Below are 23814 nucleotides of genomic sequence, written 5' to 3'. Positions count from 1 at the left end.
ACGCCAGCCGGGAGACCATTCCGGCGGCTTTCATTCGCAACATTAGCCCCACGAGGCCACAGCAACAACGGGAAAGTGCAGGTGTGGATAACCGATACGGTAATTTGGGACGGTGCTGATCTCCGACCGCGACATTCGTGCCGAAATTGATTCCCAGCGGATCGTGCTGGAACCGTTCGATCCCGCGATGGTCCAGCCGTCGTCCGTGGATGTCCGGATCGACAAATTCTTCCGGTTGTTCGACAACCACAAGTACGCCCACATCGACCCCGCGCAGGAGCAGCCCGAGCTGACCCGGCTGGTGGAAGTGGAGCAGGACGAGGCGTTCATCCTGCACCCAGGGGAGTTTGTCCTGGGCTCCACATACGAGACGGTCACCCTGCCCGATGACATCGCCGCCCGCCTGGAAGGAAAGTCGTCCCTGGGCCGGCTGGGCCTGCTGACGCACTCAACCGCGGGCTTCATCGATCCCGGCTTCTCCGGCCACGTCACGCTTGAGCTGTCCAACATGGCAACGCTGCCCATCAAGCTGTGGCCGGGCATGAAGATCGGCCAGCTCTGCTTCTTCCGGCTAAGCTCTGCCGCCGAATACCCGTACGGCCAGGGCGAATACGGCAACCGCTACCAGGGCCAGCGTGGTCCCACCGCCAGCCGCAGCCACCTGAACTTCCACCGCACCAGCATCTAGCACCAACGCCGGCCGCATCAGGTCTGCGGGGCTACCGCGGGCCTTCGGACGAACGGCCTGGCCAGCGGTTCGACGTAGCGTGCGGCCAACGGGCCCACCACCGCCATCAGCAGCACGTAGGCGGTGGCCAGCGCCGCGAGCTCATGCTGGACTGCCCCGGACGCAACCGCCAGGCCTGCGATCACGATGGAGAATTCGCCGCGGGCAACGAGCGTGGCGCCGGCACGGAAGCGGCCGGGCCGGGCGATCCCTGCCCGCTTTGCCGCCCAGATCCCGGTCAGCATCTTGGTCGCCGCAGTGGCCACGGCCAGGACCAGTGCCCAGCCCAGGACCGGTGGGATGGATGAAGGGTCTGTGTTGAGCCCGAACGCCACAAAGAAGATGGCCGCAAACAGGTCCCGCAGCGGCTCGAGGATGCGGGTGGCGTTGTGTGCGGTGGACCCCGAGATGGCGATGCCCAGCATGAAGGCGCCGACTGCTGCCGAAACCTGCATGGCGGACGCCGCACCCGCCACCAGGAGTGCGGCGCCGAGGACGTTGAGCAGGAAGACTTCGGAGTTCTCGCTGTGCACCGCTTTGGAGACGTGGTGCCCGTGCCGCAGTGCCACCATGAGCACCACGCTTACCACGGCCAGGGCTATCCCAACCGTGGTGAGCCCGCCCAGGAAACCCACGCCCGCAAGCGTCGCCGTGAGGATGGGCAGGTACACGGCCATGGCCAGGTCCTCGAAGACCAGGATGGAAAGCACCACCGGGGTTTCCCGGTTGCCCAGCCGGCCCAGGTCCGTGATCACTTTGGCAGCGATGCCTGAGGAGGAAATGTAGGTCACCCCGCCCATGACCATGGCCCCCACGCCGCCCCATCCCAGGAGCAGGGCAAGGCCTGCGCCGGGCAGGAAGTTCAGGACGAGGTCCAGCGCGCCGGCCTGCCACGAGCGCCGCAGGCCGGTGAAGAGCTCGGCCGCTGTATATTCCAAGCCAAGCATAAGCAGGAGGAGGATGACACCAATTTCGCCCGACAGATGTGCGAACTCGTGCATACCTTCAAGCTTGATGATGCCGCCGGCGCCGAAGGCCAGCCCGCCCAGCAGGTAGAAGGGGATGGGAGACATGCCGATCCGCCCGGCCAACCTGGCCAGGAGGCCGAGGAAGAACACGACGGCCCCCAGTTCGATGAGGGTCTGGGCCAACGGGTCCATGGAAACTAGCCGCGGCGGAGGATATCGGCCGCTGAGTCGAGGCCTTCCTGGGTGCCGACTGCCACCAGCAGGTCACCGGCGTGGAGCACGACGTCGGGTCCCGGCGAAGGCAGCACCTCACCTTCCCGCATGATGGCCACGATCGAAACGCCGCACCGCGTGCGGATGGAGGCCTTGCCCATGGGTTGGTTCTGGAAAGGGGAGTCCGCCGCAATGGAGAACTGCCGGGTGACGATGCCAGGGACGTCCTTGTGCTCTTCCGCGAGCTTCATGGCCAGGTGCATGCCGCCCAGGAGGTTGCCCAGGGTGGCGGCTTCATCGCTGGTGAGCGGAATCGACGCCTGGCAGGTATCGGGGTCGTCCCAGGTGGAAACAATGAGTTCCGTCTGGCCTTCCCGGAGCTCCACGACGCCGATGCGGCGTCCGGAGGCGGTCATGAAATCCTTCCGGCGGCCCAGGCCGGGAAGGTTCGTTTCGTCCACGTTCATGACTCCAGCCTAGTCGGACTGGCAACACCGGGCGGCGGGCTGCGCCGGCAATGGAGGGTGGTCTCAGCTGGCCGGGACCACGGCGATGGGTGCCCGCTCCGGCGCCTTCACCGGCAGCAGCACCAAAAGCCCTGCGAGGAGGACCACCATGATGCCCAGGATGCCCCAGCGCTGTGCCTGCCCGGCCGGCACCAGTGGAGTTGCCACCGTGATGCAGAGCGTGAACAGGGCAGGCGCCAGGAAGCTGACGGCCCGCCCCGTGGTGGCGTACAGGCCGAAGAGCTCACCGGACTCACCGTGCGGTGCGAGCCTGGCCAGGTAGGCGCGGGAGGAAGACTGGGCGGGACCGACGAACAGGCAGAGGAACAGTCCGAAGACCCAGAACGTAGTGCTGCCGGCCCATTCCATGCCGAAGAAGGAATAGTTGCCGTTTCCCAGGGCCAGGATGGCGCTCCCGGCAATCAGAAGGCCCACCAGGGAACCGGTGATAACGGTCTTGGGGCCAACCGTGTCGTCCAGGAACCCGCCGAGGACAGCACCGACGGCGGCCACCACATTCCCGAAGATGGCGAAGAAGATGACCTGGGACAGGGCGAACCCGAACGTTCCGGCCGCGATGATGCCGCCGAAGGTGAAGACCGCCGCGAGGCCGTCCCGGAACACGGCGCTGGCCAGGAGGAAGTAGATGGTGTGCGGGCTGGTGGCGTAGATCGCCTTGATCCGCCGGAACAGCAGCCCGTAGCTGGCGAGGAATCCCAGCCGTGCGGCCGGGCCGGAGCGCGGTACCTCCGGGACGGCGAACAGGACGGGGAGGGCGAAGACGAAGAACCACAGGGCGGAGAAGACAGCCACCAGCCTGATGTTGAGGCTGTCCTGCGTGGAGGCGCCGAACCATTCGAAGGCAGGCTGGACGAACAGCTGCAGGACGATCAGGAGCGCAACGATGCCGCCCAGGTATCCGGCGCCCCAGCCGAAACCGCTGACCTTTCCAATGTTCCGCGGTGCGGATACCTGGGCGAGCATGGCGTTGTAGTTGACGCCGGCGAATTCGAAGAAGACGTTGCCCAGTGCAATCAGGGAGACGCCGAGGAGCAGGAATTCCGGGTGGGGGAACACGAAGAAGCACAGTGCGGTGAGGATGGCGACGGCGGCGGAGTTGACTCCCAGCCACAGCTTGCGCCGCCCTCCGGCATCCGAACGCTGGCCGGTGACCGGTGCCAGCAGTGCGATGGCGAACCCGGCGACCGCCAACGCTCCGCCCAGCACGGCCGAGGCGCTGTCCTCGCCACCGAAGGCGTTGGACGTCAGGTAGACCGTGAAGACAAATGTCGTCATGACGGCGTTAAAGGCCGCGGAGCCCCAGTCCCAGGAAGCCCAGGCCAGGACCTGCCCTTTGGAGGAACCGGTTCCGGCAACAAGATCCGAGGCGGGCTGCATCGCCCCCGGAGCGCTGGCGCTGTTCATAGGATGCATCGTATCCGCCCGTGGCGAACACGCAGGGGAGCGCGGGCCCTTGTCGCCAGGGATTCAGGCTGCTGTGGCCCGCAAAACCGGAAATGATACCGGACGCACCTTGGTAAACTATCCACTCCCGAACCTTACTTTTTGCCGCCTGCTCCAACTTTTGACAATCGAATCCCTGACGTTGCGGAGAATACAGTGATCACAGTCCTTGCCGTGCAGTTTTCGGTGGCTGTCCTCGCGCCCTTCCTTTTCCGGCTTTGGGGCCGCAACGCCTTCTATGCCTTGGCGGCTGTTCCGGCGGTTTCCTTCGGCTGGCTGATGTTCCAGCACAACCCCATCTACTCAGGCCCCGGCGCCATCACCGAGTCCTTCGAGTGGATCCCCGGCCTCCATCTGGAACTGGCCTTCCGAATGGACGCCCTGGCGTGGGTCATGTCCCTCCTGGTGCTCGGCGTCGGCTCCCTGGTGCTGGTCTACTGTGCGCGGTACTTCAAGCGGACGGACCAGGACCTTGGCGGCTTCGGCGCCCAGCTGCTGGCGTTCGCCGGTGCCATGTTCGGCCTGGTCACAGCGGATGACCTCCTGCTGCTGTTCATTTTCTGGGAACTGACCACCATCCTGTCCTACCTGCTGATCGGCTTCGCCCGGACCCGGCTTGCCGCACGCCGCTCCGCCCTCCAGGCGCTGATGGTCACCACCGCCGGCGGCCTGGCCATGCTGGTGGGCCTGATCATGCTGGGCACGGCCGCCGGCACCTACCGTCTCTCCGGCGTCCTGGAGCAGGCCCCCGCGCTGGCCGCCGGGACGTCCGGGGCCATGGTGAGCGCCGCCGTCGTACTCATCCTGGTGGGTGCCATCACCAAGTCGGCGCTGGTCCCGTTTCACTTCTGGCTGCCGGGCGCCATGGCCGCGCCCACCCCGGTCAGCGCCTACCTGCACGCCGCGGCGATGGTGAAGGCAGGCATCTACCTGGTGGCGCGGCTTGCCCCGGGATTCGCGGAGACTGCCTACTGGCAGCCCGTGGTCATGGGGCTGGGGCTGGCCACCATGCTGGTGGGCGGCTACCGTGCGCTGCGCCAGTCTGATATCAAGCTGATCCTGGCCTACGGCACCGTCAGCCAGCTGGGCTTCCTGACCATGGTGGTGGGCCTGGGAACGCCCGACGCCGCCCTGGCCGGCCTGGCCATGCTGCTGGCGCACGGGCTGTTCAAAGCCACGCTGTTCCTGGTGGTGGGCATCATCGACCACCAGTCCGGGACCCGCGACGTCCGCAAACTGTCCGGCGTCTTCCGCTCCTCGCGCGCCCTCGGCATCGTGGCCGGCATCGGCGCCGCGTCCATGGCCGGCGTGCCATTGCTGGCAGGGTTCGTAGCCAAGGAATCGGTGCTGGAAGCCTTCGTGCACCACGCCGCGGACCCGCATTCCGGTCCGTGGGGCATGGTGGTCCTGGTGGGGCTCGTGGTGGGCTCCATCCTTACCTTCGCCTACAGCGCCCGCTTCATGTGGGGTGCGTTCGCGGTCAAACCCGGGGTGGACTCCACGCCGTTCAAGGCCATCAGGCCTTCCTTCCTGGCCGCACCCGCCATCCTCAGCATCCTGACCATCGCCTATGGGCTCTGGCCGGTTCCGGTGGACGCCTGGATCCAGCCGTACGCCGCCCTGTTCGCGTCCACAGCGCCCGACGCCGGCGCTCCCGCAGCGCAGGCAGGCCACCTTGCGCTGTGGCATGGGTTCACTCCGGCACTTGGGCTGACGGCCATCACCTTCGTGCTCGGTGCCGCCATGTACGTTGGCCGCACCGCGGTGGCCCGCGTCCAGTCCCTGGTCCCGGCCTGGGTGGACGGCGACCGCGGCTACCAGCTGACTATCGGAGCACTGGATGACGCTGCCGTCTGGATCACCGGCCGGACCCAGCGCGGTTCACTGTACTTCTACCTCGCAGTAATCCTGAGCGTGGCATTCGTCCTGCCGCTGGTGGCAATGCTCCTGGGCGACAACGCACTCCCGCAGGACGTCTATTTGGTGGACCCGAATTCGCCGCTGCAGCTGGTTGCCGGCGTGGGCATCGTCATCGGCGCACTGGCAGCGGTCAAGGCCAACAAACGATTCCTTGCCGTGCTGATGGTCTCCGTGACCGGCTACGGCATCGCGCTGGTGTTCGCCCTGCAGGGCGCCCCGGACCTGGCCCTGACCCAGATGCTGGTGGAAACCATCATCCTGGTGGCCTTCGTCCTGGCCCTGCGCAGGCTGCCCCCCGAACTGCGCGACCGCACGGGCGGCAAATACCGGGTGCTGCGCGTCATCATCGGCGCCGGCTTCGGCATCACCATGGTTTTTGCAGCCATTTTCGCCATGGGTGCCCGGACGTCCATTCCCGTGTCACTGCAGTTCCCGCAGCTCGCCTATGAAGGCGGCGGGGGCCTGAACGTGGTCAACGTGACCCTGGTGGATATCCGCGCCTGGGACACGTTCGGTGAGATCAGCGTCCTGGCGCTGGCCGCCACCGGCGTGGCAAGCCTGATCTTCGTGCGCGGACGGGGAGACCGGCTGCAGGCGTCCGCGAGCGTTGCGGCGGGCACAGTGGGCCGGCACCCCGGTGTCGACCCCGGCTCCCGAGACGCTGCGGCGCTGGCCATCAGCCGGAGGTTTGCGGCCTCCACCCGGGACCCCTGGATTGTGGCCGGGCGGACCCTGGCCCCTGAACGCCGCTCGATCATCTTCGAGGTGGTCACGCGGCTGATCTTCCACTCGATGATCATCTTCTCGCTCTACCTGCTGCTGGCAGGGCACAACCTGCCCGGCGGCGGATTCGCCGGTGGCCTCACCGCCGGCCTGGCCCTGACCATCCGCTACCTGGCAGGCGGCCGCTTCGAGCTGCGGGAAGCTGCTCCGTTGAGCCCGGGCGCCCTCCTGGGCATCGGCCTGGCCCTCGCAGCCGCTTCCGGCATGGCGCCGCTGCTGCTGGGCGGGCAGGTGTTCCAGTCCGCCATCATCCAGGTATGGCTGCCCGTGTTCGGGGACATCAAGTTCGTCACCTCCACCATCTTCGATATCGGCGTGTACATCGTGGTGGTGGGCCTGGTGCTTGACGTGCTGCGCAGCCTCGGGGCCGAGATCGATGAACACCTCGAGGACCAGTCCGGGCCCGTCGGACAGGCGCCGGAACCGGGCCAGGAAGCCGACCAGGAGCGTGGCCTTGCCGGGGACGTGCAGGGCGCCGGGGAGCTGGAACAGGAACCGGACGGGATTCCTGCCGAGACCACCGCGAAGGGCCACGCATGAGCGTCAACCTGACCCTGCTGATTGTCATGGGAGCCCTGTACGCCTGCGGCATCTACCTGATCCTGGAACGCAGCCTCACAAGGGTGCTGCTGGGACTGATGCTGCTGGCCAACGCCACCAACCTGCTGATCCTGGCCACCGGGGGATACGCGGGACTGGCGCCGCTCTTCAGCAAGGACACGCCCGCCCAGGAATACAACGATCCGCTGCCGCAGGCCCTGATCCTGACATCGATCGTGATTTCCTTCGCGGTCACCGCCTTCATGCTGGGCATCATCTACCGCACCTGGGTGCTGGCCCGCCAGGACGACATCCAGGACGACGCCGAGGACCTCCGGGTGGCCGAGACCCCCAGCTTCGATGCTGAGGATGACGCCGAAGTCCCCGCGGAAACATCGGAGTTCCCGCTCACCATGCTCGGTTCCGACGGCCGGGATGTCACGGACCGCGGTGCTTCCGGCGGCGAGGCGGACCAGGACGCGGACCGGGTGGCCACGCTTGTGGCCGGCGGCCGGGAAATGCCCGCCGAACATGCTGCCGCGGAGGAAAAGCCCGGTTCCCTCAACGTTGACCACAGCCCGGAAGGAGGCGGAAAGTGAACATCGCAAGCTTTGCCCCGCTCGCCGTCGTACTTCCCATCCTGGGCGCCGCCCTGACCTTCCTGCTGATCCGGCACTCCCGGGCCCAGCGCGCGGTGAGCATCGGCCTGCTGTCACTGACGCTGGCACTCGAATGCCTCCTGCTGGCGTCGGCATGGAACGGCGGCACCGCCGCGGTGACCATCGGCGGCTGGATCCCTCCGTTTGGCATCGTCATGGTGGTGGACCAGTTCTCCTCCCTGATGCTGGTGGTGTCCTCCGCCGTCAGCCTTGCAGTGCTGGTGTACGCCACAGGCCAGGGCATGGCCGACGGCGACCACGACGCGCCGGTATCGATCTTCCACCCCACCTACCTGATCCTGGTGGCCGGGGTGTCCAACGCGTTCCTGTCCGGGGACCTCTTCAACCTCTATGTCGGCTTCGAGATCCTGCTGACTGCAAGCTACGTGCTGATGACCCTGGGCGGCACGGGCCCCCGGATCCGGGCCGGCGTCACCTACGTGGTGGTGTCCGTCGTGTCCTCGGTGCTGTTCCTGATTGCCATCGCCATGGTCTACGGGGCCACCGGAACCGTGAACATGGCGGACCTGGCCGTCAAGCTGGGCGAACTGGACCAAGGCACCAAAACCCTGCTGCACGTGATGCTCCTGGTGGCCTTCGGCATCAAGGCCGCCGTCTTTCCCCTGTCCTTCTGGCTCCCCGACTCCTACCCCACCGCCCCGGCGCCGGTCACTGCCGTGTTTGCAGGCCTGCTGACAAAGGTGGGCGTCTACGCGATGGTCCGCACCGAAACACTGCTCTTCCCCGGAGATACGTTGAACACGCCGTTGATGGTGGTGGCATTGCTGACCATGCTGGTGGGCATCCTGGGCGCCCTGGCCCAAAGCGACATCAAGCGCCTCCTCTCGTTCACCCTGGTCAGCCACATCGGCTACATGGTGTTCGGGCTGGCCATGTCCTCGGCCGTGGGCCTGGCGGCGGCAGTCTTCTACGTGGCCCACCACATCACCATCCAGACCAGCCTCTTCATGGTCACCGGCCTCATCGAACGGCGTGGCGGCAGCTCGTCCGTGGACCGGCTCGGCGGACTCGCCAAGCTCTCACCCATGCTGGCGCTGCTGTTCTTCATCCCCGGCATGAACCTGGCCGGCATCCCGCCGTTCTCCGGGTTCCTGGGCAAGGTAGGCCTGCTGCAGGCCGGCGTGGAGCTGGGCACTCCGCTGGCCTACGCACTGGTGATCGGCGGCGTGGTCACCAGCCTCCTGACGCTGCTGGCCATCGCCAGGGTGTGGAACCGCGCGTTCTGGCGGAAGCCGGAGGACGCCGAGCACCCGGACCCTGTGCTCCTTGCCCCTCCTGCCGCGAGGGTTTCCGGTCCGGGAGCCAAGGTGAACAACACCGTGACCCTCCTGCCGCGGACCATGGTGGGTTCCACGGCCGGCCTCGTGGTGCTCGGTGTCGCCCTGACCGTCTTCGCCGGACCATTGTTCGCTCTTTCCGACCGGGCAGCCCGGGACATGCTTGACCGGACGCCGTACATCCAGGCGGTGCTGGGTGAGGCTACCGCCGTTCCCGCCGCCACCGCCGTGGGAGGAGGACGATGAGCCGCAAACGCATTTCGCTGCGCCAGGAACTGCCGCTCCTGGTCTGGCTGGTGGTTGTGTGGGGCGCCCTCTGGCAGGATTTCAGCCCCGGCAACCTCCTCTTCGGGGCCCTGCTGGCCGTTGGCGTGGCCCGGCTCTTCTACCTCCCGCCGGTGGAACTCAGTGGCCGGTTCAATATCCTCTACGCCGTGCCTTTTGCGCTGGCCTTCGTGGGCAAGGTGGTGGTGGCCAGCGCCCAGGTCCTGTACCTGGCAGCGGTCCGCGGCCCCAAGGTGACCAATGCCGTGGTCGCGGTCAAGCTGCGCAGCCACCAGGACCTGATCGTCACTGCCACGGGACACGTGATTTCCCTGATCCCGGGCTCCCTGGTGGTTGAGGTGGACCGTTCCACGTCCACCCTGTACCTGCACGCACTCAACATCACCTCCGAGAAGGACGTGGAGGGCCTCCGGAACGAGGTCCGTTCCATTGAAGCGGGCCTGATCCGCATCATGGGCACCGCGGATGAACTCGAAGAGGTCCGTATGGAGGCCAGCGCATGATGCACGTTGTCCTGGCTGTCACAGCCGTCATTTTTTCGCTGGCGGCCGCCGGTGCCATTATCCGTATCGCCCGTGGCCCGTCGCTGCTGGACCGGGTGCTGGCTGCGGATGTGCTGCTCGCCATCCTGGCCGGGGCGCTGTGCATCGATATGGCAGTGAACCGGCACCTGAACAACCTGATGCTGGTGGTGGCCATCTCCATCATCGGGTTCATTGGGTCCGTGACCGTGGCCAGGTTCGTGGCCGACAGGAGGGTCAAACCCAATGAATCCTGACTTCTCCGGCCCCGACGCCTGGATCGACCTCGTCTCCGCCGTGTTCATGGTGGTGGGCGCCCTCATGTCCCTGGGTGCCTCGATAGGCCTGCTGCGGTTCCCGGACCTCCTGAGCCGCATGCACGCCGCCACGAAGCCCCAGGTCCTGGGCCTCTTCCTGCTGCTGGCGGCCATCGGGCTGCAGATGCGGACGTGGTGGGTGTGGCCGGTCCTGGTGGTGGCGTGGATCTTCCAGTTGCTCACGGTGCCTGTGTCCGCCCACATGGTGGGCCGTGCCGGCTACCGCACCAAGCACCTGCACCGGGAACTGCTCACCGCCGATGAACTCGAAGCCGTGGTGCAAAAAGCCGCCGCCGAGACTGCCCGGAAGGACAGCCCCGACGACGGCCGGTAACGCCAAGGGCAGGACGCTAGACGATGTCCTGGGTCTTCGCGAAGCGGGTGATGGCGCGCTGGGTTCCGCGGTTGGCCAGGACCTGGATGATGGCACTGACCGACGCCGAGATCAGCGCAAAGGTCAGCGCGGAACGCAGGCTGGTGGGTACGTCCTCGTGCTTGCCGGTGGGCGGCTTCTGTCCGGTGGTCTTTTCCCAGATGGCATTGACCAGCTTGGTGCCGGCGAGGCCTGCGCCGAGGCTCACGGCTGTCCCGAGCAGTTTGATGAGAAGGTTCATTCCAGGTACTCCTTGCGGGCGGAAAACGGACTGCCCCCAGCCTAGCCGGTCATATCCGGGGGATTGGCGCCCGCAGCCCGCAATCCAGCCCTGCCAGGTGTAAACTTGACCACGCCCAACAGGGCACAACAACAAGCGTTACCCACACGAAAAGCAACACTAAAAACGACAGGGGAGCGCCGCCGTCGGGCAACCTGGCATTAGCCGGGCACCGCAGGTGGGCGCTGAGAGTGCGGACAGCCGCAGACCCTCGAACCTGATCCGGTTAGTACCGGCGCAAGGGAGTCGAGTTCTCAAAGTGTCGCGGTTCCACGGCCACAGGCCGCCGGCCGGGTCCACTTTCCCCTCCTGTTTCCCAGGAGGATCACATGAGTACTGCAGCAATCAAGAAGACCACCAGCAAGTCCTGGCGCGTCGTGGACATCGTCGTCGCCGCGCTGGTGGCCATCGCGGGCGGCGTCATTTTCTGGGCCTGGGACCAGGGTGCCGCCGCCCTGTCCGCCCCCATGAACGCCGCCTACCCGCCCCTGACCGGCCTGCTCGCCGGCGGCTGGATGATTCCCGGCGTGCTGGGGATGCTCATCATCCGCAAGCCCGGGGCCGCCCTGTTCTGCGAGACCGTCGCAGCCACCGGCGAGCTGCTGATGGGTTCCCAGTACGGCGCCTCGGTCCTTTTCTCCGGTTTCATCCAGGGGCTGGGCGCGGAAATCATCTTCGCAATCTTCGTGTACCGGAAGTTTAACCTGCCCGTATCGCTGCTGGCCGGCGCCGCGGCCGGATTCTTCTGCGGCCTGAATGATTCGTTCGCACCGTGGGGCTGGAACATCGCCTACTCGGGCGCCGACAAGCTGGCCTACATCGTCCTCACCACCATTTCCGGGGCCATCCTGGCGGGCGCCCTGGCCTGGCTGGCCACCCGAGGCCTGGCACGCACCGGCGTGCTGAGCTCCTTCGCGTCCCGCAAGGCCGCAACGGAGCCCGTCTTCTCCTGATGGCACCCTCCCAGGACTCCGGCGCGGTCCGCCCCGCCGCCGTCACCGCCCGTGGCTGGGGCTGGCGGCATGCCGGCCGGCCCAAACCCGCCGTCCACGGCCTTGACCTGGACATCGCCCCGGGGGAGCGGGTGCTCCTGCTCGGGCCCTCCGGCGCCGGGAAGTCCACGCTGCTGCATGCGCTGGCCGGCGTCCTGGGAGACATCAACGACGACGGCGAGGCAGGCGACGCCGACGAGTCCGGTTCGCTCCTGGTGGACGGAGCCGCGCCCCGTGCCCGGCGCGGCCGCGCCGGGCTGATGCAGCAGGACCCCGAAACGCAGGTGGTCCTTTCCCGGGTGGGGGACGACGTCGCCTTCGGCGCCGAAAACCTCGCCGTGCCCCGCGACGCGATCTGGCCGCGCGTGCACGCGGCGCTTGCCGACGTCGGACTCTCCCACCTCCCGCTGGACCACCCGACGTCGGCCCTGTCCGGCGGCCAAAAGCAGCGCCTGGCGCTCGCCGGCATCCTGGCGATGCGCCCCGGCCTGATCCTGCTGGACGAGCCCACCGCCAACCTGGACCCGGACGGCGTGCTGGAGGTCCGCAACGCAGTGGCCCGCTCCCTGGACAAAACCGGCGCCACGCTGGTGGTGGTGGAGCACCGGGTATCCGTGTGGAAGGACATGGTGGATCGGATCATTGTCCTGCAGCCCGGCTCCGCCAGCGATCCTGCGGTGCTCCTGGACGGGCCCCCGGACCGCGTGCTCGGTGAGGCGCGGACCATGCTGGCCGCGGCCGGCGTGTGGGTGCCCGGGTATGTGCCCGCGACCCGTCCCCGCGCCGCCGTCCCGGCCGCGGGAACGGGGAACCTGTTGCTGGCGGCAGAGCAGCTGGCCGTATCCCGCGAACGCGCCCGCCGGCAGGGCTTTCGGAAAATTCCGCCGGTGCCGGTCCAGGAGGACGTGGCTGCACAGGTCCGCGCCGGGCAGGCCCTGGCCATCACCGGTCCCAACGGCGCCGGCAAGTCCACCTTCGCGTTGACCCTGGCCGGGCTGCTGGAGCCGGTGGCCGGAAAGGTGTCCGCCACCCTGGACCTCAGCCGCGGCGCCGGCATCGACCCCTACAAGTGGAAGGCCGAGCAGCTGATCTCGCGGGTGGGCACGGTGTTCCAGGAGCCGGAACACCAGTTCGTCACCGGGAAGGTGCTGGACGAACTGCAGTTCGGCCCGCGGCACCTGGGCCACGGCGGGGACAAGGTGGACGAACTGCTAGAGCGGCTGCGGCTCACCCAGTTGGTGGACGCCAACCCGTATACGCTCTCCGGCGGGGAAAAGCGGCGCCTCTCGGTGGCCACCGTCCTTGCCGCCAGCCCCCAGGTACTGATCCTCGACGAGCCCACGTTCGGGCAGGACGCCAATACCTGGGCCGAGCTCGCATCATTCCTGTCAGAGCTTTTGGATGCCGGCACGGCGGTGGTTTCCGTGACCCATGACGCCGAGTTCACCGGGGCCCTGGGCGGGACGGAACTGCGGATGGCTGCCGCGGAAGCGGTGGCACCATGAGGCAGCAACTCACCCTGAGCGGCAACCGCGCCCTCCTGGCCCGCGCCAATCCACTCAGCAAGTTCGCGGCGGTCCTGCTCATCACCGCGGTCCTGGCACTGTCCATCGACTGGGTGTCCGCCTCAGTGGCCCTGGTCTTCGAACTGATGCTCTTTCCCCTGGCCGGGCTGACCCTGTCCCTGCTGTGGCAGCGCGGATGGCCGCTGATCCTCGCGGCGGCCATCGGAGGCTGGAGTACCGCCATCCTGGCACCGGACAGCGGAAGGATCCTGCTCGACGTCGGCATCTGGAGCATGAGCGAAGGTTCGCTGCAGCTGGGCATCGGCTTCCTCCTGCGCGGCTTCGCGATCGCCCTGCCGGCAGTGCTCCTGATGAGCTGCACCGATCCCACGGATCTCGCGGATGCACTGGCGCAGAAGGCTCCCCTGCCACACCGGTTCGTCCTGGGCACCCTCGCCGCGATGCGCCTGGTGGGGCTCATGGCAGAGGAGTGGCAGACCATCGGGATGGCGCGCCGTGCCCGGGGCGTGGGCGCCCGCGGCAGCCTCGGCCAGCGGGTGAAGGCGACGCTGGGCCAGAGCTTCGGTCTGCTGGTGCAGGCCATCCGCCGTGCGTCCAGGCTCGCAGTGACCATGGAAGCGCGGGGATTCGGCGGCGGCCGGCGGACGTGGGCCAGGGAATCGACCTTCAGCCCGCTGGACTCCTGGGTGGTTGCCGGCGGTGTGCTGGTGGCCGGGCTTGCCCTGGCAGCAGCTGTCTCGGCAGGCACATGGAACATGGTGTGGCTGGGCAGCTAACGTCCGCCAAAAAAGCTACGCATACTTCCCTATCGCACCGAATGGGTAGGGCAGGGGTGACACCCCCCACTGCTCCCGAGCAAGGGGATCGATAGCTCATTTATGATATATTCGCGGTATGACTCAGGAAACCGCTGAACACGTTGCCGCCATGCTGAGGGACGCCCGGAGCGAGAAGGGGTGGACCCAGGGCCAGCTGGCCGCCGAACTCGGCACCAGCCAAAGCGCCGTGGCCCGGATGGAACAGGGCAAGCAGAACCTGAGCCTGAAAATGATCCAGCGGCTGGAAAACATCTTTGACCGCAGCATCGTGAACGTGGGCAAGCCCAAGATGACGCACCTGCGGGTGGAGGGCGGCCGCACCCTCTCCGGCGCCGTGGACGTCAACAGCAGCAAGAACGCCGGCGTGGCCCTGCTGTGCGCCAGCCTGATCAACCGCGGCACCACCGTGCTCCGCCGGCTGGCCCGGATCGAGGAAGTCAACCGCATCGTCGAGGTGCTCACCAGCATCGGCGTGGAGTGCACCTGGCTTAACGACACCGATCTCCGCCTGCGCCGGCCCGCCGTCCTGGACCTGGATGCCATGGACGTGGACGCGGCCCGCCGGACCCGCAGCGTCATCATGCTGCTCGGCCCCATGCTGGACGAGTCGCGGGAGTACCGCCTGCCGTATGCCGGCGGCTGCGATCTGGGCACCCGCACCGTGGAGCCCCACATGCAGGCTTTGCGTGAGTTCGGCCTGTCGGTGGAGGCCACCGCGGGTTTCTACACCGTCCAGGCCCCGGCCGCGGACGCCGAGGACCGTTCCTTCGTCCTCACCGAACGGGGGGACACCGTCACCGAGAACGCGATCATGGCCGCGGCGCACCGGTCGGGAACCACGGTGATCCGCAACGCCAGCCCCAACTACATGGTGCAGGACCTGTGCTTCTACCTGCAGATGCTCGGCGTCACCATCGAGGGTGTGGGCACCACCACCCTGAAGATCACGGGCCGGCCGGAAATCGACGCGGAGATCGAGTACTTCCCCTCCGAGGACCCCATCGAGGCCATGAGCCTGATCACGGCCGGCATCGTCACCAACTCCGAGGTCACGGTCCGCCGGGTCCCCATCGAGTTCATGGAAATCGAACTGGCCACGCTGGAACAGATGGGCCAGAATCTCGAAATCTCGGGCGAATACATGGCCCGCAACGGCCGCACCCGCCTGGTGGACGTCACCACCAAGCCCTCTGAGCTGCGTGCCCCCGAGGACAAGATCCACCCGATGCCGTTCCCCGGGCTGAACATCGACAACCTGCCGTTCTTCGCCGTGATCGCTGCGAACGCCCACGGTCAGACCATGATCCACGACTGGGTCTACGAAAACCGGGCCATCTACCTGACGGAGCTGAACCGGCTCGGCGCGCAGGTGCAGCTCCTGGACCCGCACCGGATCTATGTCAACGGGCCCACCAAGTGGCGCGCCGCGGAGGTCGGCTGCCCGCCGGCACTGCGCCCCGCCGCCTGCCTGCTGCTGGCCATGCTGGCCGCGCGGGGCGTGTCCGAGCTGCGCAACATCTATGTCATCGAGCGTGGTTACGAGGACCTGGCGGAGCGCCTGAACACCATCGGCGCCAAGGTGGAATACTTCCAGGACTAGGCATTCATCCTTCGTCATGAAGTGCGGCGCCCCTTTGAATGCCAGGCGGGCGCGGCAGAATATTCGTATGCGTACATTCGGCGTCGAGGAAGAACTCCTGATTGTTGATCCGGAGTCCGGGGAGCCGCTTGCCCTGGCCGACGCCCTCCTCGCCAGCCACCGCGTGGCAGCAGACGATGCTCCCGCGGAGCTGGACGGCAGGCATGCCGGCAACCAGGCGGATTACGACGACGAAATGGGCCTCAGTGCCGAGCTCAAGCTTGAGCAGATCGAGACACAGACCCGGCCGTGCACAGATTATGCAAGCCTGCTGGAGCAGATCCGGGCCGGCCGGGCGCTGGCGGACCAGGCAGCCCAAAAGCACGGGGCCCGGGTTGCGGCCCTCGCCACCTCTCCTGTGGCGTCGCCCAGCCACACCACGCCGGACCCGCGCTACGCCAGGATGCTGGAACGCTTTGGCCTCACCGCGCAGGAACAGCTGACCTGCGGTTTCCACGTCCACACCTTCATTGAATCGCCGGAAGAAGGCGTGGCCGTCCTGGACCGCATCCGCGACAAGCTGGCGGTGCTCACGGCGCTGAGTGCGAACTCGCCGTTCTGGAATGGCGTCCCCACCGGCTTCGAAAGCTACCGAACCCAGGCCTGGAACCGCTGGCCCACGGCGGGCCCGGCAGGCATTTATGGAACGTACCCTGCGTACCGCCGGGTGGTGACACGGCTGCTGGACAGCGGCGTCATGCTCGATGAGGGCATGCTGTATTTCGACGCCCGGCTCTCCCGGAACCATCCCACGGTGGAAGTGCGGGTGGCGGACGTATGCCTCCGTGCCGAGGACGCAGCCCTCATCGCCGTGCTGGTCCGCGCCCTGGTGGAATCCGCCGGCCGGGAATGGCGCGACGACGTGGATCCTGCTCCCGCACCCACCGTCCTGCTGCGGATGGCGTCCTGGCAGGCCAGCAGTGCCGGGCTGAGCGGCGAACTCCTGGACTTCGGCAACTTCAGGCCCGCGCCGGCTGCGGATGTGGTCCGTTCCCTGGTGGACTACCTGGCGCCCGTCCTGGCTGAACAGGGCGAGCTGGCCCTGGCCCGGCAGGGGGTGGAGGCCATCATCGCCCGCGGGACAGGGGCCGCTGAACAGCGCCGCGCCCGTGACAAAGCCCTGGCCGGGCAGCCGCCCGAGGACATGGGATTCGGTGCCGTGGTGCGGCAGGCCGTCCACCTGACGATGCGCGACGCGCTGGACCTGTCAGACGTGGCGGACACCCCCGAGTTGCTGCGCGTCCGGCAGGCCTGACGGGGCAAGAGCCGCCAGGCGCGCAGACTTGTGCAACGGCAGGTGTAGAGACCCACGGCGAAGCGGGTGCTAGGTAGCGAGGCGCTGTAGAAGGACCTGTTCCAGAGGGCTTGGTGGTGCCGGCAGGATGCCCGGGGGCCAGCGGGTTGGTTCTGAGTCCTGGTGTTCTGGGTTGTAGTGCCGTCCCGTGGGTGAGGTCCAGCCGGGCGGTCGGTTCTTGGTGGCCGGGTCGGGTGTCCATTGGCTGTGGTGTTTCAGTCGATGGTGTTTGGGGCAGAGCTGTGCGAGGTTGCTGGTTCCGGTGGTGCCGCCGTGTTGCCAGGCGGTGAGGTGGTCGGTTTCGTTGTCGGGGGTTTTGTTGGTGCAGCCGGGGAACGTGCATTTGGTGTCGCGCAGCCTGATCCAGCGTTTGATGGCCCCGGTGAGCCGGTAGTTTTTCCGGTCGATCTCCAACGGTGCCCCGTCCCGCGGGTCGACGAGGACCCGGTAGAACGAGTCCGCCCCGTCGGCGACCAGTCTCCGTGCCATGGACGCCGGGATCGGGCCGAAACCATCCAGCACGGCGGGTTCGTCGGTGGCACCGAGGAGCGCGAACACGGGCACGGTGACCAGCACGTCAGCCCGCAGGGTGGGGACCTGTCCGACCGTCGAGGGTTCTCCGGTCTGTGTGGTGTTCCCAGCCCCCAGCAGCAGGGACGCTGCGATGTCGGGGCGGAGCTGTGTAAGCGTGCGCTCTTCGTCGGGCCCCTGCAGTCCGCGGGCGGTCGCGGTGGTGCGGTTCCAGATGGCACACGCAATATCGCCGGGGAGGTAGAGGGAGATCCAGGCCATGCCGTCCCGGTCTGGGGTGTATTCCATCCGCCGGTCGGCCACTCCCTTTGCATGGCGTTTCTCGATCGATTCGGGGTGGTGGCGTTCCCGCCAGCCCCGGACCTTGGCCCGGAACCGGGACGGTACGAGGTCGCCAGGGGCCGCGCCGCGGGCGGGGTTGGCTGCGTCGGGGTCGAAGAAATGCGCCACTAGGGACGCCGCGCCCTCAGGGGTGAGGCTCTCGGTTTCGTCCGCAATGATGCGGGCGTGCTGCCACGACATCGCGCCCGCGGCCAGGGCGTTCATGACGGGCGGCAGAGAGCAGATCCGCCGTGACTGCTCCACCAACGCCCCCGCTGCGCCGGAGCTGATGGTCAGCACCCCAGCGATCTCCTCCACCACAGACATGTCTGTGTAAGTGCGGTCCTCGACCGAGGCGTTCGGCGGGGTCAGGGCGCGCTGGAACTCCACGGCCTCGGCAGTGTCCTGCGCCTGGTCTGCGCTGAGTTGCGCGGCAAGTCGGGACCGAAGTTCCAGCCGTTCCAGCCGGATTTCATACCGCCGCTGCAACACATCCACACCGGCACCAGCACCCGCCCCGGCAGCAAGGAAAGAGTCCTCACGGTTCAGCGAAGCAAGGGCGGCAACAGAGGCATCGATTGACGCCAGCACCACCCCGACACCACCGCTGGTTCCCATACCGACATCATCCAACGAGGCACTGACATCTGTATTTGGCCAGGCGGACCTGGTCCCGTCCCCGCTAGATCTGCTTCAGCGCCTGCTCGAGGTCGCGGAGGAGGTCTTCCGGGTCCTCGAGCCCCACCGAGAGCCTGACCACCCCGTCACTCAGGCCGATCGCGGCACGCCCCTCCGGGCCCATGGCGCGGTGGGTGGTGGTGGCCGGGTGCGTGATCAGGGACTTGGCATCACCGAGGTTGTTGGAAATATCGATGATCCGCAGCCCGTCCAGGAGGGCGAATGCCGCTTCCTTGCCCGAGCGCCCGCCGGTCGGGGCCAGTTCGAAGGTCAGGACCGTTCCGCCGGCACTCATCTGCTTCGCGGCCAGCCCGTACTGCGGGTGCGACTTCAGGAGCGGATACTTCACCCAGCCCACCGCCGGTTGTTCCTCCAGCCACTCGGCGAGGCGCAGCGCGGTGGCGGACGAGTGGTTGACGCGCAGGCCCATGGTCTCCAGGCCCTTGGTCAGGACCCAGGCGTTGAAAGCGGAAAGCGCGGGGCCGGTGTGCCGCATCAGCTGCTTCACCGGTCCGTCGATGAATTCCTTGGTGCCCAGGATGGCGCCGCCCATCACCCGGCCCTGCCCGTCGATGTGCTTGGTACCCGAGTAGACGATGACGTCGGCACCGAGGTCACCGCAGCGCTGCAGCAGGGGAGTGGCAAAGACGTTGTCCGCCACCACGGTGGCACCGGCCGCATGGGCCAGCTCACTGACGGCGGCGATGTCCACGATCTCCTGCATGGGGTTCGACGGCGACTCGAAGAACACGGCAGTGGTGGGCTTGGACAGGGCTTCGCGCCACTGGTCCAGGTCCGGGCCGTCCACAAAGACCGTCTCCACACCCCAACGGGGCAGGATCTCGTTCAGGACCACGAAGCACGAACCGAACAGTGACCGGGCGGCCACTACGCGGTCGCCGGCAGCCAGCAGGGCACCCAGCGCGGTGAACACGGCGGACATGCCCGACGCCGTCGCAAAGCAGGCTTCGGTGCCTTCCAGCAGCCTGAGCCGCTCCTGGAAGGTGGCCACGGACGGGTTGCCGTAGCGGGAGTAGACAAAGCGCTCGTCCTCACCCGTGAAGGCGCGTTCGGCTGCCGCAGCGGATTCGTAGACGAACCCGGAGTTCAGGAAGATGGCCTCGGACGTTTCCTGGAAGTTGGAGCGGTCCAGTCCTCCGCGGACTGCCTGGGTGTCGGGGTTCCAGCCGGGGGCGTCTGGGTTGAAGGTCACTTAGTTCTTTCCGAGGTTGGTGGGGAGGCCGCGGTTCTTCCAGCCGTTGACGGTGCGTTCGCCGTAGCGGTCCGGCTCGCCTTCGAAGCCCTCCAGCACGTTGTACGCGGTGAAGCCGGCCTGGGTGGCGGCCGAGGCAGCCGCGATGGACCGCTGGCCGGAGCGGCACAGGAAGAGCAGTTCCGCCTGGGGATCCTCCGGCGCCTGCGCCTGGAGGTCCTTGACGAAGTCGGGATTGGGGATGCCGCCGGGGAAGGTCCACTGGATGAACAGCGGATCGTTGTCAGTGGCCTTGGTGTCCGGGATGCCGATGTGGGCCCATTCGCCCTCGGTGCGGACGTCAACCAGGATGGCGCCCTCCTCCAGCTTGGCCCACGCTTCCTGCGGCGTCAGGTCTCCTGCGTAGCTCATGCGTGGCCCTCGCCGTCGAAGTCGCCCTCAAGGTCGGCGTCGAGCCGGTCCACCGCGGTGGCGACGGCGGCATCGGCTGAGGCGATCGCGGCCGGAAGGACGATTGCCTGCGCCACGATGACGCTGGTGCCGTTGAAGGTCGCCGCCGGGCTGCCGTGCAGGACGTAGCCGTCGGCGAGTGCGGCGGAGATCCGCTCGCAGAATTCACGGGTGTCCGCGCCGGTAATCAGGCGGTAGGACAGTCTTTCGTCAGGGGCGGGTGCGTCGGACACGACGGATCTCCTTCTTTCACGCTTGCAGCTCGAATCGGTCGATATGCCGAGTATTCACCTGAGGCACCCCGCCGCGAAAGGGAGGGTTGCCGACCGGCAAGTCAGGGCTTGGCGCCGGTACTCATTACTCCCCAAAAACGTAACACCTGCCGCGCCCAGCCGCATCGCCGCCGTCGTCATGTTCCGTCATTGAGCTGCCCGCCACGCGGCGCTGGGACTGCCGCGGACCGATAAAGTTCTTACGGGGGGCGCCGCCCCGTATCCAGAGCAATGAGTACCGGGGGTCCTTGTCAGCATGCGGGCACACGTATCGCAACACCACGCCGCCATCCGGCGTCACCGTCCGCGTTCCGCCGCGGCCTTCCTGGCCGCCGTTTTCATCGCCCTCCTGGCAGTGGTGGCCCCGGCGTCCCCGGCGCAGGCGGCCGGACCGACACCGGACAAGGGCAAACCCTGGCTGGGGGCGGTCCTCGAATGGGGTGAGGACACGGCCGCGGGCTTCAGCGACCGGCTGGGCGCAAGCCCGGCGCTCTTCGGCCACGACATCACCATTCCGTACCGCGAATCCGAGCGGAATGACATCGAGGGCTTCCTGCAGCAGACCGCAGCCAAGGGCGCCCACGCCATGCTCACGGTCAAGCCGTCGGTGCCGCTGGACCAGCTCGGCACCGCGGAGGCGGAAGCGTTCGCAGCGCAGGTGCATGACCTGACCTCGGGATTCAAGGGCCAACTCCTGGTCCGCTTCGCCCCCGACATGAATGCCAGCTGGGTGGCCTGGGGCCAGCAGCCGGCCACGTACCGGCAGGCCTTCCAGGCCGTGGCGGCAGCCTTCAAGAAGGACGACGGCGGCCGGGCCACCATGGTGTGGGCGCCGTACCTGGGGAAGGACTACCCCTTCGACCGGAACCGGAATGCGCCGCAGCCGGGAAGCGACGGCTTTGCCCTCCTGGACACGAACGGGGACGGAACCTGGAACGGAAGCGACAGCGCCTACGCTCCCTACTACCCGGGCGACGACGCCGTGGACTGGGTCGGGCTGGCGGCCTACCATGACGACACTGCCGGAGCGGCGGCCGTCAACTCCCTCCCGCATGCGGGCGAACTTGAAGACATGCTGACGGCCTCCGGCAGCGAAAACTTCTACGGCACCTACGCCGAAGGACACAAAAAGCCCTTCCTGCTCCAGACCTCAGCGTTCTACAGCCCGGCGTCCGGCGGGGCGCCCGAGCGGGACATCAAGACGGGGTGGTGGGACCAGGTAGTGTCAACTGCCACCTCTCCCGCTTTCGCCGGGACGGCCGCCGTGGTGTGGGACGAACGGACCAGCACGCGGGACACCGGCGTTGCAAGCATCAGCTGGCTGCTCACGGGAAGCCCGGACATCGCCAAGGCCGCCCTGGACCGGCTGAAGGCATCGCCCATTGTCACCGGCCCGGTCACGGACGTGGCATCCGCAGGCACGTACGTCCGCGCCAACACACTTACGGGGGCGGCCGCGTGGACTCTCGCTGCCGCCATGGTCATCCTCCTGGTGGCCCTGTGGCAGGTCCCGCGCCGGATCACCGCCGCCACGTCCTGGAGCTACCAGGATCCTTCCGCCAGGGATTCCCGGGTAGACCTGCTGCGCGGAATGGCCATTGTCTTCGTGGTGGTCAACCACCTGGGCTTGGCCTCGCTGTTCCAGCTGCTCACCCAGGAGGCGGTGGGTTTCGTGTCAGGCGCTGAGTTGTTTGTCCTGTTCTCCGGCCTGGTGGTGGGAATGGTGTACGGGCCCAAGGCCAAGGAGGATTTCGGCCGGGTGGTGGACCTGACGTCCCGCCGGGCCGGGAAGCTCTATGTCACTGCCCTGGCGGTGCTGGTCGGCGTCTTCCTGCTGTCCCTGCTCCCGTTCTTCCACACCGAGGCCCTGACCACGTTCGTGGACCAGGGAACCGGCGGCGCCGGACACAGCGGCGCGGGACGGACCTACGACCTCTACGCGGGCATGTCCTCGCTGTTCCAGTTCCCCGTGCCGCCCCAGGTGCTTCCGGCCATCGTGCTGCTGCAGTTCGGGCCCTGGCAGTTCAACGTCATGGGCCTTTACGTGGTGCTGCTGCTGGTCAGCCCCCTGATCCTCGCCGCCCTCAACCGCGGTAAGGCCATCTGGGTGTTGCTGGCGTCCTTCGCCGTGTATGCGGCCGGGGCGGTGACCAGGTTCCGGCTCCTGCCGTCGCAGTTCGAGGACTCGTTCCCCCTGCTGGTGTGGCAGGTGCTTTTCGTCCTCGGCCTGGTTGTCGGCTACCACCGCCGCAGCATCGTCGCGTGGCTCGCGGCGCACACCTGGGTGGTGGCCGCCTGCACCGCGGCGGCATTCGCACTGGCCTTCCTGTCCTGGGGCAACCCGTACCTGGCCAACAACTACGACGTCCGGCTGGCGCTCATGCCGGATGCCACCTACCGGGCCATGTATGACTCGCTGTTCGGCCGGACCTACCTGGCGCCCGGCCGCCTGCTCAACGTCCTGGTCCTGGTGGTAGCGGCCTACGCCTTCCTCAGCGCCTACTGGAAACCCGTACAGCGGGCCCTGGGCTGGTTCCTGATCCCGCTGGGCCGCGCCACGCTCTACGTGTTCATCATGCACGTGCTGCTGATCGCCGTCGTAGCCAACATCCCGGCGCTGCAGCAGCAGAGCATCTTCCTCAACACCGCTGCCTACGCCGTGGTGCTGGGCCTCCTGTGGGTGATGGTCCGGACCAGGTTCCTATTCCGGATCATCCCCACCTAGGCGGAGCAGCCACGTCGGCAGGAGGGGCTGCCCGGGCATGAAAAATGCTGCGGCACAAAAGTGCCACAGCATGTAATCCTGGGGGACCGGGTGCCCGGCGCCGCACTGGCAAGCCGTCGGGCTTAGACCAGCCGGGGATAGCTGCTCATGATGTAGTCCGCCGCGGCGGGTCCCTTCATGCGCAGCCCGTTGCGACGGGCCGAGACCCGGTGCTTCATGGCAGCCCAGAAGCTGGACTCGGTGCCGGCCCGCTGTTCGTTGACGTAGCACCAGCTGGTGTACAGCCCATACAGGCGGTCGCGGTCGAGGCTCGATTCGGAGGCCTGGTCGGCGTAGGTGGCTTCTTGGAGGAAAAGGTCAAACTGCGAATTGGCCATGTCGGCGTCCCTTCGCTCGGTGCGTGGTGCCGCCGGTAGGCTACAGCGGCGAACCTCGATGCCCTGCACAAGGTGGCAAAGGATTATGTAGTCGCCTTCCCGGAATTCCGGGGGAAGCACAGGT

Annotated in this window: 22 protein-coding genes and 2 riboswitches; of the genes, 13 read left to right on the top strand and 9 right to left on the bottom strand. The window is 67.3% G+C overall.

Translation table 11 applies throughout. The annotated features are described in order from the left end of the window. Window positions 1-112 precede the first annotated feature (112 nt). On the top strand, window positions 113-688 hold the full coding sequence (gene dcd / locus AC1DIP_RS05695; RefSeq protein ID WP_018769967.1) for a dCTP deaminase: 576 nt from the start codon (window positions 113-115) through the stop codon (window positions 686-688). 17 nt (window positions 689-705) lie between these two features. Here the strand turns inward: dcd and AC1DIP_RS05690 are convergent, their stop codons facing one another. The 3 genes from AC1DIP_RS05690 to AC1DIP_RS05680 form a co-directional block, all read right to left on the bottom strand. Beyond that, window positions 706-1887 (bottom strand): cation:proton antiporter domain-containing protein, encoded by a 1182-nt coding sequence (locus tag AC1DIP_RS05690; protein ID WP_476207742.1) that lies wholly within the window; start codon window positions 1885-1887, stop codon window positions 706-708. 5 nt (window positions 1888-1892) lie between these two features. Beyond that, window positions 1893-2375 (bottom strand): cation:proton antiporter regulatory subunit, encoded by a 483-nt coding sequence (locus tag AC1DIP_RS05685; RefSeq protein WP_141159065.1) that lies wholly within the window; start codon window positions 2373-2375, stop codon window positions 1893-1895. A gap of 63 nt (window positions 2376-2438) precedes the next feature. Next, window positions 2439-3839 carry an MFS transporter gene (locus AC1DIP_RS05680; RefSeq protein ID WP_477733169.1) on the bottom strand — a complete coding sequence of 467 codons (1401 nt, stop codon included), beginning with the start codon at window positions 3837-3839 and terminating at the stop codon, window positions 2439-2441. Window positions 3840-4034: 195 nt separating this feature from the next. Here AC1DIP_RS05680 and AC1DIP_RS05675 point away from each other — a divergent pair, with 195 nt between their 5' ends. Genes AC1DIP_RS05675 through mnhG form a run of 6 tightly spaced genes read left to right on the top strand, consistent with a single transcriptional unit; the run spans window position 4035 to window position 10535 of the window. Then, on the top strand, window positions 4035-7121 hold the full coding sequence (locus AC1DIP_RS05675) for a Na+/H+ antiporter subunit A (protein ID WP_477733168.1): 3087 nt from the start codon (window positions 4035-4037) through the stop codon (window positions 7119-7121). Further along, entirely contained in the window at window positions 7118-7720 is a 603-nt protein-coding gene (locus AC1DIP_RS05670; RefSeq protein WP_476207736.1) for a Na(+)/H(+) antiporter subunit C, read from the top strand. Before AC1DIP_RS05675 ends, AC1DIP_RS05670 begins: the two co-directional genes overlap by 4 nt. Then, window positions 7717-9324, top strand: a complete 1608-nt coding sequence (locus AC1DIP_RS05665; RefSeq protein WP_477733167.1) for a Na+/H+ antiporter subunit D — start codon at window positions 7717-7719, stop codon at window positions 9322-9324. Before AC1DIP_RS05670 ends, AC1DIP_RS05665 begins: the two co-directional genes overlap by 4 nt. Further along, a complete protein-coding gene (locus AC1DIP_RS05660; RefSeq protein WP_476207733.1) occupies window positions 9321-9866 on the top strand; it encodes a Na+/H+ antiporter subunit E in 546 nt (181 codons plus the stop codon). The genes AC1DIP_RS05665 and AC1DIP_RS05660 overlap by 4 nt, the downstream gene beginning before the upstream one ends. Then, entirely contained in the window at window positions 9863-10141 is a 279-nt protein-coding gene (locus tag AC1DIP_RS05655) for an MrpF/PhaF family protein (protein ID WP_387561462.1), read from the top strand. Before AC1DIP_RS05660 ends, AC1DIP_RS05655 begins: the two co-directional genes overlap by 4 nt. Beyond that, window positions 10131-10535, top strand: a complete 405-nt coding sequence (gene mnhG / locus AC1DIP_RS05650) for a monovalent cation/H(+) antiporter subunit G (protein WP_477733166.1) — start codon at window positions 10131-10133, stop codon at window positions 10533-10535. The genes AC1DIP_RS05655 and mnhG overlap by 11 nt, the downstream gene beginning before the upstream one ends. A 16-nt stretch (window positions 10536-10551) precedes the next feature. On the opposite strand, the gene AC1DIP_RS05645 is transcribed toward mnhG, so the two are convergent. After that, window positions 10552-10815, bottom strand: coding sequence for a DUF4235 domain-containing protein (locus AC1DIP_RS05645; RefSeq protein ID WP_476207729.1), 264 nt, complete (start codon window positions 10813-10815; stop codon window positions 10552-10554). Window positions 10816-10975: 160 nt separating this feature from the next. Further along, window positions 10976-11116: riboswitch (TPP riboswitch) on the top strand. 67 nt (window positions 11117-11183) lie between these two features. On the opposite strand from AC1DIP_RS05645, the gene AC1DIP_RS05640 reads away from it, so the two are divergent. The 5 genes from AC1DIP_RS05640 to AC1DIP_RS05620 all read left to right on the top strand — a co-directional run bounded on the left by AC1DIP_RS05640 (window position 11184) and on the right by AC1DIP_RS05620 (window position 17084). After that, window positions 11184-11807, top strand: a complete 624-nt coding sequence (locus AC1DIP_RS05640) for an ECF transporter S component (RefSeq protein WP_387561444.1) — start codon at window positions 11184-11186, stop codon at window positions 11805-11807. Continuing rightward, window positions 11807-13351 carry an ABC transporter ATP-binding protein gene (locus AC1DIP_RS05635; protein WP_477733165.1) on the top strand — a complete coding sequence of 515 codons (1545 nt, stop codon included), beginning with the start codon at window positions 11807-11809 and terminating at the stop codon, window positions 13349-13351. Before AC1DIP_RS05640 ends, AC1DIP_RS05635 begins: the two co-directional genes overlap by 1 nt. Continuing rightward, window positions 13348-14148, top strand: coding sequence for an energy-coupling factor transporter transmembrane component T family protein (locus AC1DIP_RS05630; protein ID WP_477733164.1), 801 nt, complete (start codon window positions 13348-13350; stop codon window positions 14146-14148). Before AC1DIP_RS05635 ends, AC1DIP_RS05630 begins: the two co-directional genes overlap by 4 nt. 118 nt (window positions 14149-14266) lie before the next feature. Next, window positions 14267-15790 carry a UDP-N-acetylglucosamine 1-carboxyvinyltransferase gene (locus AC1DIP_RS05625; protein ID WP_477733163.1) on the top strand — a complete coding sequence of 508 codons (1524 nt, stop codon included), beginning with the start codon at window positions 14267-14269 and terminating at the stop codon, window positions 15788-15790. 67 nt (window positions 15791-15857) lie between these two features. Beyond that, on the top strand, window positions 15858-17084 hold the full coding sequence (locus AC1DIP_RS05620) for a glutamate--cysteine ligase 2 (protein WP_477733162.1): 1227 nt from the start codon (window positions 15858-15860) through the stop codon (window positions 17082-17084). Between the two features lie 69 nt (window positions 17085-17153). On the opposite strand, the gene AC1DIP_RS05615 is transcribed toward AC1DIP_RS05620, so the two are convergent. The 4 genes from AC1DIP_RS05615 to AC1DIP_RS05600 form a co-directional block, all read right to left on the bottom strand. Beyond that, on the bottom strand, window positions 17154-18593 hold the full coding sequence (locus AC1DIP_RS05615; RefSeq protein WP_477733161.1) for an HNH endonuclease signature motif containing protein: 1440 nt from the start codon (window positions 18591-18593) through the stop codon (window positions 17154-17156). A gap of 64 nt (window positions 18594-18657) precedes the next feature. Continuing rightward, the gene (locus AC1DIP_RS05610; RefSeq protein ID WP_476207719.1) at window positions 18658-19866 is read right to left on the bottom strand and encodes an O-succinylhomoserine sulfhydrylase; all 1209 of its coding nucleotides are present in this window, start codon (window positions 19864-19866) and stop codon (window positions 18658-18660) included. Continuing rightward, window positions 19867-20277, bottom strand: coding sequence for a rhodanese-like domain-containing protein (locus AC1DIP_RS05605; protein WP_477733160.1), 411 nt, complete (start codon window positions 20275-20277; stop codon window positions 19867-19869). Then, window positions 20274-20549 (bottom strand): DUF1737 domain-containing protein, encoded by a 276-nt coding sequence (locus tag AC1DIP_RS05600; RefSeq protein ID WP_476207715.1) that lies wholly within the window; start codon window positions 20547-20549, stop codon window positions 20274-20276. The genes AC1DIP_RS05605 and AC1DIP_RS05600 overlap by 4 nt, the downstream gene beginning before the upstream one ends. Window positions 20550-20562: 13 nt before the next feature. Continuing rightward, window positions 20563-20678: riboswitch (SAM riboswitch) on the bottom strand. 166 nt (window positions 20679-20844) lie between these two features. On the opposite strand from AC1DIP_RS05600, the gene opgC reads away from it, so the two are divergent. Further along, entirely contained in the window at window positions 20845-23313 is a 2469-nt protein-coding gene (gene opgC / locus AC1DIP_RS05595) for an OpgC domain-containing protein (RefSeq protein WP_477733159.1), read from the top strand. Window positions 23314-23435: 122 nt separating this feature from the next. Here opgC and AC1DIP_RS05590 read toward each other — a convergent pair whose 3' ends face one another. Next, window positions 23436-23690 carry a hypothetical protein gene (locus tag AC1DIP_RS05590; protein ID WP_476207711.1) on the bottom strand — a complete coding sequence of 85 codons (255 nt, stop codon included), beginning with the start codon at window positions 23688-23690 and terminating at the stop codon, window positions 23436-23438. Between the last annotated feature and the right edge of the window lie 124 nt (window positions 23691-23814).

It is taken from the genome of Pseudarthrobacter sp. 05T312, from assembly GCF_056396685.1.
This window is presented reverse-complemented; position numbering and strand designations above follow the sequence as displayed.